12 protein-coding genes are annotated in these 12,262 nt (G+C 32.0%); 8 read left to right on the top strand and 4 right to left on the bottom strand.

Annotated elements, in window-relative coordinates; genetic code table 11:
* The first annotated feature begins 259 nt into the window (after nt 1–259).
* On the top strand, nt 260–688 hold the full coding sequence (locus KSU54_RS11825) for a MarR family winged helix-turn-helix transcriptional regulator (RefSeq protein WP_003537973.1): 429 nt from the start codon (nt 260–262) through the stop codon (nt 686–688).
* Entirely contained in the window at nt 681–2,015 is a 1,335-nt protein-coding gene (locus KSU54_RS11820; RefSeq protein WP_003537974.1) for an MATE family efflux transporter, read from the top strand. Before KSU54_RS11825 ends, KSU54_RS11820 begins: the two co-directional genes overlap by 8 nt.
* A gap of 171 nt (nt 2,016–2,186) precedes the next feature.
* Here the strand turns inward: KSU54_RS11820 and KSU54_RS11815 are convergent, their stop codons facing one another.
* The gene (locus tag KSU54_RS11815; protein WP_003537975.1) at nt 2,187–2,798 is read right to left on the bottom strand and encodes a peptidylprolyl isomerase; all 612 of its coding nucleotides are present in this window, start codon (nt 2,796–2,798) and stop codon (nt 2,187–2,189) included.
* A gap of 140 nt (nt 2,799–2,938) precedes the next feature.
* Here KSU54_RS11815 and KSU54_RS11810 point away from each other — a divergent pair, with 140 nt between their 5' ends.
* The 5 genes from KSU54_RS11810 (at nt 2,939) to KSU54_RS11790 (ending at nt 7,054) form a co-directional block, all read left to right on the top strand.
* On the top strand, nt 2,939–3,751 hold the full coding sequence (locus KSU54_RS11810) for a pyridoxamine kinase (RefSeq protein ID WP_008793012.1): 813 nt from the start codon (nt 2,939–2,941) through the stop codon (nt 3,749–3,751).
* Between the two features lie 11 nt (nt 3,752–3,762).
* Complete coding sequence (locus KSU54_RS11805; protein ID WP_003537978.1) at nt 3,763–4,407, top strand: TatD family nuclease-associated radical SAM protein; 645 nt, start codon at nt 3,763–3,765, stop codon at nt 4,405–4,407.
* Nucleotides 4,408–4,464: 57 nt separating this feature from the next.
* Nucleotides 4,465–5,199 (top strand): tyrosine-protein phosphatase, encoded by a 735-nt coding sequence (locus KSU54_RS11800; RefSeq protein WP_003537980.1) that lies wholly within the window; start codon nt 4,465–4,467, stop codon nt 5,197–5,199.
* 51 nt (nt 5,200–5,250) lie between these two features.
* A complete protein-coding gene (locus KSU54_RS11795; RefSeq protein ID WP_003537981.1) occupies nt 5,251–5,655 on the top strand; it encodes an MG284/MPN403 family protein in 405 nt (134 codons plus the stop codon).
* Nucleotides 5,656–5,737: 82 nt separating this feature from the next.
* Complete coding sequence (locus tag KSU54_RS11790; protein ID WP_003537982.1) at nt 5,738–7,054, top strand: NCS2 family permease; 1,317 nt, start codon at nt 5,738–5,740, stop codon at nt 7,052–7,054.
* Between the two features lie 493 nt (nt 7,055–7,547).
* Here the strand turns inward: KSU54_RS11790 and KSU54_RS11785 are convergent, their stop codons facing one another.
* Nucleotides 7,548–8,018, bottom strand: coding sequence for a TspO/MBR family protein (locus KSU54_RS11785; protein WP_003537983.1), 471 nt, complete (start codon nt 8,016–8,018; stop codon nt 7,548–7,550).
* A 140-nt stretch (nt 8,019–8,158) separates the two neighbouring features.
* Here KSU54_RS11785 and KSU54_RS11780 point away from each other — a divergent pair, with 140 nt between their 5' ends.
* Entirely contained in the window at nt 8,159–8,914 is a 756-nt protein-coding gene (locus tag KSU54_RS11780; RefSeq protein ID WP_003537984.1) for an exodeoxyribonuclease III, read from the top strand.
* 144 nt (nt 8,915–9,058) lie between these two features.
* Here KSU54_RS11780 and KSU54_RS11775 read toward each other — a convergent pair whose 3' ends face one another.
* Nucleotides 9,059–10,423: a sodium-dependent transporter gene (locus KSU54_RS11775; RefSeq protein WP_003537985.1), complete on the bottom strand. Its 1,365-nt coding sequence runs from the start codon at nt 10,421–10,423 to the stop codon at nt 9,059–9,061.
* Nucleotides 10,424–10,680: 257 nt separating this feature from the next.
* Nucleotides 10,681–12,243, bottom strand: a complete 1,563-nt coding sequence (locus KSU54_RS11770; protein WP_117792581.1) for an amidohydrolase — start codon at nt 12,241–12,243, stop codon at nt 10,681–10,683.
* Nucleotides 12,244–12,262 lie beyond the last annotated feature (19 nt).

Raw genomic sequence — 12,262 nt, 5'->3', positions numbered from 1 at the left:
AAAGAAATGAAGAAAGAAAACAAAAAAGAGAGAAGAAGATAACAAAAGGAGAAAGGAGGAAATAAATCCCTTTGAGGGATGGCGAGAGTCAAAAGCGATAGCTTGAACGAAGAGAAAGCAGCGCCTTGAGACGCGAGCAAGCAATATAGGCTTATAGCCTCAGAGAAAACCACGTCTTTTAGGCGTGGTTTTTATTGTTAGTTGACATATCAACTAATGTTGGTATAATAGTTGACATATCAACTAATGGAGGTGCAAAATGGAAAGAATTGGACGGATTATTCATCATTTAGCAATATTAAATCGAAATGATAGTAATCAAAGATTAAAAGAGTATGGATTAACAAGTAATGAAGGTTCTGTCCTAATGTTTTTGAGTCGTCATAGTAAGGTTTATCAAGAAGAATTGATTAAAGAATTACAAATTGATAAAAGTGCTGTAACAAGATTGCTCCAAAATATGGAAAATAAAGGGTTAATCAAACGAATTCAATCGCCTGTTGATAAACGTTTTTATTTATTGGAGATGACAGCCTTAGGTCAAGAAAAACAGCAGATAGTTGACCAGACATTTGCTAAAAAAGATTTTATTTTAGTATCTGGGTTGAGTGAAAAAGAACAAGAAGAACTTCGAAGAATGTTAGATGTGATACAAACAAATCTAAAAGGAGGTAAAATAAATGAATGATGAGAGAATGGGAAATAAAAAAATCCTTCCATTATTAATAGAATTTAGTGTTCCAGCAATTATTGGGATGCTAGTTAATGCAATTTATAATGTGGTTGATCGAATGTTTATTGGAAATGCGCCACAATTAGGAGCGGTAGGGATTGCTGGAATTACAATAAGTTATCCAGTTACATTAGTATTAATGGCAATTTCATTAATGGTAGGAGTAGGTGGAGCTACTCGTTTCAGCATTTCTTTAGGACAAAAAGAGAAAGATAAGGCTTCAATCTATCAGGGTAATGCAATTGTTTTAACAGTTGTTTTTGGGCTGATGTTTACTGTATTAGGGAATATTTTTATAACACCCATGTTAGAAGTTTTAGGTGCTAGTAAAACAGTTTTGCCATATGCCAGCGATTACTTATCAATTGTTTTGTATGGAGCAGTATTTCAGTGTGTTGCAATGTGTGGGAATAATTTTTCTCGGGCACAAGGCAACCCTAAGAATGCAATGATTTCACAATTAATAGGGGCCGGATTTAATATCGTTTTTGATTATATTTTAATCATTCAGTTGCATATGGGAATGAGTGGTGCAGCTATAGCGACAATTGGTGGACAATTCTTAAGTATGATTTGGCAACTGTGCTATCTATGTTCAAATCGCTCTTTGATTAAGTTAGATATCGAACATATGAAACTAAAGCTGATCTATGCGTTAGATATTATTAAAACGGGAATACCAGCATTTTTAATGCAAATGGCTAATAGTGTTTTAAACTTTATTTTGAATAGTACATTAGGAATGTATGGTGGTGATATCGCAATTTCAACAGTAGGAATCATTACTAGTTTCCAAACTATATGCCAGATGCCTTTAACAGGTTTAATGCAAGGGCAACAACCATTGATTAGTTATAATTTTGGGGCAGGCAATTATCATCGAGTTAAAGAAACTTTAAAATATGCGATTATCGGTGGTACAATGATTGCAGTTGTAGGTTTTTTAGCAGTACAATTTTTCCCGGAAACTATAATTAGAATGTTTAATGGTGAGGCAGAAGTTGTAAAACTAGGCACAAAGGCAATTCGAATTTGGTTCTTATTTTTACCATTGTTAGGGGCTCAAATCATGACTGCTAATTATTTCCAATGTATTGGTAAAATTAAAGTAGCAAGTATTTTAAATTTACTTCGTCAAGTAATTATTTTGATTCCAATGATTTTATTGTTAGCGACTTTCTTTGGTTTGAATGGTATTTTCTGGGCTGTTCCAATTGCTGATTTAGGAGCGTTTGTAATTACAATTTTCTGTTTTATAAAAGCAATCAAAAAGCTAAAGTAAAAAGATTTCTACTCTATAGAATAAGACATGAAATAAAAAATGGATTATTCATAGAGTAATTTATTTTTTATGAAAAAATAATAACTTTATTAGCATTATTCCCTAAAATCGACATTAAATTCTCATCAGATAAAAAAGCCATGGATAGAAATCCATGACTTACATGCCTGATTATTTTAACATTTTAATTGAAGTAATTACAGGCTGGTTAGAAGCTTCAACAGTTCCATTATTATCAGTTACTGGAACAGTTGTAGCAATTTTGTCAACTACCTCGATTCCTTCATAAACATAACCAAAAACAGCATAATCCCCATCTAGTGAAGTAGTTGTTTGATGCATAATAAAAAATTGTGAACTTGCACTATCAGGATCAGATGAACGCGCCATTGAGATTGCACCGCGAGTATGTTTTAAAGGATTTTCAACACCGTTAGAACTAAATTCACCTTTGATTGTTTCATCAGAACCACCAGTTCCATTCCCTTTTGGGTCACCCCCTTGAATCATAAAGCCGTCAATGATCCGATGGAAGGTCAACCCATCATAGAAACCTTCTTTAACTAGTTTTACAAAATTAGTTACAGTAATAGGTGCTTCATCAGCTTGAAGTTCAACTTTGATTACTCCATAATCCTTAACATCGATTTCGATTCGATAATTACCGCTTAACAAATCTTTGGATGCTGTTTTCTTATCTTGTTCATCATTACTTTTTCCACCACATCCGGCTAAGCTTAATGCTAATAGCATAACCATTGTAAATTTAAATAATTTTTTCATATTATCTCCTTATATCTATCTATTATTTATTATACAAAATAGTGGGTGGGATTGTCCATATAAAAATAATCAAAACTGTCATGGTTAAAAAATATAAAAATGTGATAAAATGAATGACAATGATAAGGGGATAAAATGAGATGAAAAGAATTGCTTTAATAAATGATGTAACAGGATATAGTAGATGTTCGATTGCAGCGCAGCTGCCGATAATTTCAGCAATGGGAATTGAATGTGTTTTTGTTCCAACTGCAATCCTATCAGTAAACACAATGCATCCAGAATATTATTTCGATGATTATACGGATCGAATGAATGATTATATTGAAACATATAAAAAAATGAAGGTTAGTTTTGATGGAATTGCTACAGGATTTCTTGGTTCAGAAAGACAAATCGATATTGTCATTGATTTTATAAAAACTTTTAAGAAAAAACATACATTTGTATTAGTAGATCCGGTAATGGGTGATCATGGGAAACTTTATCCGACTTACACTACTGCAATGCAAGATAAAATGCGTCAACTAATACCATATGCGACAATTATGACACCCAATTTAACTGAATTATGCGCACTTTTAGAGGTACCATATCCGCATGATATAATTAATCGGGATGAGCTGATTGAAATGTGTCGCCAATTGTCAAATTTGGGCCCACAAATGGTCGTTGTAACAGGGATTAGTATTGGTGACGAAATTATTAACTTTGCATATGAACAAGGGAAGGAACCTGCCATTATCAAAGTAAAGCGAATAGGCGATGATCGAAGCGGGACTGGTGATGTTATCAGCGGTGTTATTGCGGGAAGTTATTTAAATGGTTTGAATTTCTATCAATGTGTTGAAAAAGCTGCAAATTTTGCATCTAGGTGTATTGAGTATAGTCAAGCAGTTGGAGCTCATAATCATTTGGGACTATGCTTTGAGCCTTTCTTAAAAGAACTTTAGGAGGAAAGAAAATGGTGATTTTATATACGCTACATGGTAATGGATATATTGATTTAAAAGATCTAGATACGTATAAGGGAATAACTTGTTATGTTAACAGCACAAACAGATGTAGTTGTGCATGTACTTTTTGTTTACGTAATACAAAAGAAATGCTTGAATCAAATTCTCTATGGTTAAAAAGGGAGCCGACTGTAGAGATGATTATTGCGGAATTTGAAAAATATGATTTAACAGCATTTAAAGAAGTAGTATTTTGTGGTTTTGGTGAACCGTTAACTCGCCACGATGATTTAATGAAAGTTGCAAAATATATTAAAGAGAAAAGGTCAGATTTATCGATTAGAATCAATACAAATGGCTTATCATCAATTACGTTAGGGCGTGATATTGCGCCTGATTTTAAGGGAGTAATCGATACAGTATCTATAAGTTTAAATGCTCCAACTAAGGAAGAATATTATGAATTAACAAGAGCCTGTTATGGAGTTGATTCATTTAACTACATGCTCCAATTCACAAAAGCGTGTAAAAAATATGTACCAAGTGTTGTTTTGACAGTTGTAGATATAATCGGGGTGGAAAAAATTAAATTGTGTCAAAAAATTGCCGATGGTCTTGGAGTAGAGTTAAGAGTTCGGCCGTTTGAAGAATAATAAATTGTATCAAGATTATAATTATGATAGAATTTATAACAGTGAGGTAATTATAAAATGATGCAATTAAGTCGTGAAGAAAGAATGTTAGATGTAAAAAGTATGACTAATGTTCGTGATTTGGGTGGCTATGAAACTCAAACTGGTTTTTATACAAAAAGTCATAAATTTATTCGTTCAACCAATCCAAGTAAGTTATCAGATGATGAGAAAGAATATCTTTATGATTATGGAATTAGAATGCAAGTAGATTTACGAAGTGACTTTGAAGTCGAACAGTTACCAAGTCAATTAACAGGTTATCGTGATATTGAATACTATAATGTCAATTTAATGCAGTCTAAAGATTTAAATGTTCTCCCTAGTGAAGTAACAAATTATCAAGATTTAGCTGGTTTTTATATTTTTATGCTAGAGGCAAATAAACAGCAGTTTAAAGAAGTTTTTGAATTGTTTTATGATCATCCATACGATGCAATTATGTTTAATTGTTCAGCTGGAAAAGATCGTACTGGGGTGATTGCGGCATTATTGTTAGATTTAGCAGGTTGTCATGATTATGATATTGTTAAAGATTATTCAGAATCATATGAAAATAATCTTAAAATAATTTCTGAATTGGAACGTTTGGTTGATGATGCTAATCGCGCATTTTTAGAATCTGCTCCACAAATGATGATGAAATTTTTGGACTATTTGAGAGAACATTATGGAAGTGCTAAAGAGTATTTGGTAAGTTGCGGTCTTGAAGAAGAAAAGATTATTGAAATTATAGAAAATTTTGTAATTTAAAAAAAGTAATTCTCCTATTTGAGTTGTATATGATAATAGGAGGATTTTTTTATGAGAAAAACAAATAAACTGACATTTAAACAAAAACAAGAAGCAGTAGCGGAGCTATTTAAGCAGTTTCACCGAGCTAAATTGAAATTGTATTGTTTAGAAAATACTAATTTCTATCCGCAGTTAAATATCGGGATGCTTCATGAAAAGAAAAGTGGATACAATGCTTCAATTGCTGAACGCTTAAATCAACGAATTGATGATAGAGATGAATTGGAGCGAGTGGTGGCAGCATTTGAAATTGTGATTCAAGCATTAAGTCCTGAGAGTCAATTAATTATTACAAATGAATTTGTTTTACAGAAGAATCATGAGTGGTGGCTTGAATTTTATAGTCGAGCAACTTATTATCGTTTAAAAACAAGAGCCTTGGAAGAAATATTATTTTATGTAAATATTTCATAATTGTCATATATTAGCGCTTTTTCCTTGAAAAGACTGGTATTTTAGATATAATAAAAAGGTATTTTTAAAAAGGAGAAAGACAATGCTTGAAAAGATTTTTAAATTAAAAGAAAAGGGAACAACGGTCAAAACAGAGGTTATTGCTGGAATTACTACGTTTTTAGCAATGGCTTATATTTTAGCTGTTAACCCGAACATGTTAAGTGAGACTGGGCTGTCTTATGATGGCGTTTTCTTAGCAACGGCACTATCTTCAGGGATCGCAACTTTGATCATGGGGTTATTAGCAAACTATCCAGTTGCTTTAGCACCGGGGATGGGAGTTAATGCATTATTTACATATACCCTTGTTTTTTCAATGGGGTATAGTCCTGCAGCAGCATTGGCAGCGGTTGTAGTATCAGGAATAATTTTCTTGTTAATTTCAGTTACTGGGGTGCGTAAAGCAATTATTAATGCAATTCCTCAACAATTAAAGCTTGCGATTGGAGCTGGAATTGGATTTTTTATCGCCTTTATTGGACTAAAAAATGCTGGAATCATTATTGGAAGCGAATCAACATTTGTGGCGTTAGGGAAGTTGACTGATCCAGTTGTATTATTAGCAGTATTTGGGGTCTTAATAACAATTATCTTAATGGCTCGTAAGACACCAGCAGCAGTATTTTATGGATTGGTGATTACCGCAATTGTTGGAATTGTAGCTGGTTTATGTGGTATCGAGGGAATGCCGGCAATGCCTTCAAAAATTGTTTCAATTGATTTAGATACTAGTGGGTTTGGTATATTTATGAATGGTTTTGGTGAGTTATTTAGCCATCCGGATTGTATTGTAGCATTATTTTCATTGTTATTTGTTGATTTTTTTGATACCGCAGGAACATTAATTTCAGTTGCGAACAAAACTAATTTAGTTGATGAAAATGGTGAGTTAGATAATATTGAACAAGCATTAGTTGCTGATTCTACAGGAACAGTTATTGGAGGAATTCTAGGAACCTCTACTGTTACTTCTTTTGTTGAATCAACAGCTGGGGTTGAAGCTGGAGGAAGAACAGGATTAACTGCTTGTACTACAGCAATATTATTCTTCTTATCAATTTTATTTGCTCCAGTACTTAGTGTTGTAACTAGTGCGGTTACTGCTCCTGCTTTAGTGGCAGTTGGAATTTCCATGGCAACTCAATTAGGTGGAATTGATTGGGATGATATCGTTTTCGCTGCATCTGGTTTCATCACAGTGATCATGATGATTTTAACTTATTCAATTTCAGATGGGATTGCATTTGGTTTTATTGTTTATGGTATTACTAGTGTAATTGCTGGTAGATCTAAAGAAATCAAACCGATTGTTTGGGCTTTAATTTTAATCTTCGTAGTATATTTTGCTTTAATATAGTGGAAAGATACTTGTGAACTATTTTAAGTAATAGTTTGTCAAGTATCTTTTATTATTTAATAAATATGATTTAATTTAAAGTTTTATTAATAATATATGTGGGTTAGCCCCTTGCTGGCTAAGATTATTTTTCAATACTTTCTAGTTTTGAATTGATTCAATCAGCTCGGTAATAAAGCAATTTGAGTGGCAAGGTCAATCGTTGCAATTAAATCTGTGTTTCGTTAGTATAAAAATGTAATCAACTATTTTGATTTTTTACTATCTAAGTAATCTTGTTTATTAATTTACCAAAAGTAGTAACATTTATAATTACTATATTTCTTATTTTATTAATCATTTGATATTAGAGAATAATATTATTTTTTCCTAATAGCTATTCAATTATATCAAGTGTTCAATTTGACAAAGCAAGGTAATTGTCAATGGAAACTTACTTTAAAAAAATAAACTTAGTTTCTCGGCAACTATTTCTAATATAATATTCAAGACTTTAATTATTTACAAAAATCCAAAAATTTAAATATAAGGCAAAAAGTATCCAACCCATGTAAGGAAGTAATAAAAAAGCTGCTAAAGGACGGATTTGATAAAATAATTTGATAAGAATAGCAACTAGAATACATAGTGTAATCAATATTGCTAGTGCTAATAAAAAACTTTGGTAATTAAAAAAAGCGATAGGCCATGCAAAATTAATCAGTAGTTGAAAATAATAAATAATAAGAGCAGTTTCTTTATTTTTACTATTACTTCGATGAATTAGATAACTTGCTAAACCGATTAAAATATAAAGAAATGTCCAAACGATTGGGAATAGATATCCAGGCGGAGAGCACTTAGGAAGGTTAACTGTTTGGTATACATCCATTGCATTCATTGTAAAAATTGCACTTAAAGCACCGATTCCCAGAGAGATTGATAGATTTAATATAATATATTTGTATTTTTTCAATTTTATCACCTATATTAGTATAGACAGATTATCGAAAAATATTAAAAATCTTAAGAAGTGATAAAGAATGATAAATTTTTTTCTAATATAGAAAAAAACACTTCTATAGAAAAGCGCTTTCATGTATAATAATAGAGTGAGGTAAGAGAATGAAATTAGTATCATGGAATGTTAATGGAATTAGAGCCTGTATTACAAAAGGGTTCTATGATGTTTTAAAAGAAAGTAAAGCAGATATTTTTTGTGTCCAAGAAACAAAGATGCAAGAAGGTCAAATTGAATTAGAAAAGCATGGATATTATACTTATATGAATAGTGCTGAAAAAAAGGGTTATAGTGGAACTTTAGTGTTTTCTAAAGAAAAACCATTAAATTATAGTTATGGAATTGGTATCGAAGAACATGACCATGAAGGCCGCGTTGTTACGCTTGAGTATGAAAAATTTTATTTAGTCAATTGTTATACTCCTAATAGCCAAAATGAATTGAAACGATTGGACTATCGGATGCATTGGGAAGATGATTTTCTTGCATACTTGAAGTCTTTGGAGAAGAGTAAACCGGTTATTTTATGTGGTGATTTAAATGTAGCCCATCAAGAAATTGATTTAAAGAATCCTAAAACGAATCGTAAAAATGCAGGTTTTTCTGATGAAGAGAGAGCTAAGATGACAAATTTATTAGAAAATGGTTTTATAGATACGTATCGATATTTATATCCTGATCAAGAAGGTGTTTATTCTTGGTGGTCATATCGATTTAATGCCCGTAAGAATAATGCTGGATGGCGGATTGATTATTTTATTGTTTCAGATTGTTTAAAAGAAGGGATAAAAGAAGCGTTTATTTGTACTGATATTTTGGGCAGTGATCATTGCCCCGTTGGATTAGAAATAGATTTATAAGATATGTTAAAGGAGATTGTGTCAATGGCACCAGTTACATTATTATCATTTCTTACTCTTTTAGGAATAACCGTATTTTTCTTTGCATGTGTAGCGTACAATAAAATAAAAAACAAGTAATGATTTATTTCATTACTTGTTTTTTTAAATTGAAATAATCCCCATTGTTGATAAGACTGAACTAATTAATATTATTAATAGGCCAGGGACAACAACATATTTCATACAAAATAGATAAGCTTTTTTACGCTTGAATTTAGAACTGTATTCAACTTCGTCAGTAACTGTTTTAAAACCGGTTACTTTGATGATAAGTAGACATGTACAAGCTGCAGAAATTGGCATCATGATTGAGTTTGTCATAAAATCAAAGAAATCAAGAATACTTAAACCAAGCGGTGTAATGAAATCTAAAACACCAAATCCAAGTGAACATGGAATACCTAATAAAGCAATTCCTCCAAAAATAAGAACACAGCATTTTTTTCTTGAAAAATCATATCGATCTTGAATAATTGAAACACAACATTCCATTAATGAAATTGCTGAAGTTAATGCTGCAAACAGTACTAATAAAAAGAATACTAATCCAATAATGTTACCAAATGACATACTGGCAAATACTTTTGGCATTGTAATAAACATTAAGGAAGGACCGGCGTTTAGTGTATCTGGATTTCCACCAGAAAAAGCAAATACTGCGGGGATAATCATTAAACCTGCTAGAAAGGCAATTAATGTATCCATTATCTCTACTTGAGTAATTGATTGTTCCATATCAATTTCACGTTTCATATATGAACCATATGTAAATAAAATTCCCATCCCGATAGACAACGAATAGAACATTTGTCCCATAGCCGCTACTACTGTCATGATTGAAAAACGCGAGAAGTCAGGAATTAAATAGTATTTAACCCCTTCAATAGCACCAGGTGTAAATAATGCATATAAAGCAATGAATAGAGCCATTGCAACTAAAGCAGGCATTAATACTTTACTGCATTTTTCAATTCCTTTTTCAACACCTAGCATAACTACGCCAAATACCATTCCAGCAAAGACAAGTAACCAGATGACAGGCTGTAGTGTTGAAGATGAAAAACCAGTAAAATAGGTATCACTAACTAAGCTGGCAGAATTGTTTGTAATAAATTCAAATAAATATTTACAAACCCATCCCCCAACAACACAGTAGTAAGGTACGATGAGCATTGGCACGATGGCATTTAGCCAACCACCAAATTGAAGTTTTTTTGCACCCAATTGTTTATAGGCTGCAATCGGGCTCTTTTTTGTTTTTCTTCCCAAGGCAGTTTCACTAATTAGCAAAGCAAAACCAAAGGTAATCGCTAAAATAAAATATGTGAATAAAAAAGTACCTCCACCATATTTAGCTGCTAAATAAGGGAAACGCCAAATATTCCCGAGCCCGACAGCAGAACCAGCTACTGCCATAACATAGCCCAGGCGACCAGAAAAGCTACTTCGCTTGTGTTTTGTTTCCATTTTTATCTCCTATTATTAAATTTTCATGCCTTTTCATTATAATAAAATTTGTCTATAAAAGTCAATTAAATGGCACTAAATAGGATGTTTTTGTTATGATTTTGTTAATGCTGAGTTAAATTAGATCAATAGTGTTATGATATAAATATAAATAAGTAAAGAAGGGATAAAATATGGCACGAATAATTGCAATTATTATGGCCTTATTTGGTCATAAAGGGCATTCGTAATTTCGGTATTAAAAAAGATATCTACGTTTAGATATCTTTTTTATATATTGTAATACCATCTTTAATTGTCTCAATGATCTTAATCTGACGAATTTCCTCGATTGCAACTTTGCAAGGATTACGATCAAGGATTAAAAGATCAGCTTTTTTTCCTTCTTTAATAGACCCTTTCACGTGTTCTTCAAAATATTGATAAGCGGCATTAATTGTTACTCCTTTTAATGCATTGTAGACAGATATTTGTTCATCTGTCCCCAAAGTAACCCCGTTTTTGGTTTGGCGTTTTACAGCACACCAAATCGTTTCTAACATGTTTGGCTCAATAACAGGGGTATCTTGATGGAAGGTATAAGGTAAATCTAATTTTAAAGCACTATGAACACAAGAAATAGATTCAGCACGTTGTCCAAGATTACGGCGGTGAATATCACCCCAATAATAGATATGAGCAATGAAGAAACTAGGAATCATTCCAATGCTTTTTAGCCGCGGTAGTTGATCTGGTCTTAAGGTTTGACTATGAATCATTACAGGGCGTAGAGGTGTGTACTGATCATTAAAGGCATCAAGTAGTTGATTGGAAGCAGCATCACCGTTACAATGAGTTAGTAGTTGCGCTTTATCATTAATAGCCATATCTACGAATTTTTTAACATCTGAATCTAAGTAGATCGGATATCCACAATAGTCACCACTATTTTCATATGGCTTAGATAACCAGGCGGTTTTTCCTTGTGGAGAACCATCTAGAAATAACTTATAACCGCCTAGTTTAAAATGATTTAAGTAATGATGATATTGTTGATTATCCCGATATAAAGAATAATTATTTTTAATATCAACATAACCTACAACATCGAGAAATAATTTATTTTCTGTCGCCAAAGAGTTCAATAAATCAAATTCATGCTGTTTCATATATCCCTCTTGCACAGTTGTGATTCCATAGCTAGCATAGATTTTTAAGGCATCAAGGATTTGTGTTTTTAAATTTTTATTTTCCTTGCTTCCTTGGCTTGCAATCGTAATAAAAGCTTGTTCCTCAAGATAACCATTTAAATGACCATCCTCATCACGTCCGTATTTACCACCGACAGGATCGTTAATTTGATCAGTTAGTCCTAGTAGCTGCATTGTTTTAGTATTGACTACACCCATATGACCTGATGCATGAGCCATCATAATTGGATTAGTGGTAGAAATTTTATCTAAATCACTTGCAGTAGGATGGCATTGTTCTTTGAGAAAATTATGATCATAGCCAAAACCTATTAACATTTCTTCTGAAGTAGGATTATTTTCTTCAATATAATTTTTAAAACATTGAATAATTTGAGCAATACTTGTTGCTTTACTTAAATCAACAAGTTTAAGTGTACTTGCTAAAGAAACAACATGACTATGACTATCAATAAAAGAGGGCATTAAACATTTTCCTTGTAAATCAATGAACTCAGTATCAGCACAGACTAGATTTTTTATTTCAGAATAATTACCACATTTTTTAATCACACCATCTTCTACATAAATAGCTTCATAATCACTATTTTCCATCGTTAGAATATCACCATTATAATATATTTTTTTCATATAAACCTCCTATTAATAT

Origin of the sequence: Erysipelatoclostridium sp. MSK.23.31 (assembly GCF_019125875.1) — a bacterium.
GTDB classification, from domain to species: Bacteria; Bacillota_I; Bacilli_A; order Erysipelotrichales; family Coprobacillaceae; genus Thomasclavelia; species Thomasclavelia ramosa.
Note: the sequence above shows the minus strand (reverse complement) of the source record. Positions and strands in the feature narration are given on the sequence as shown.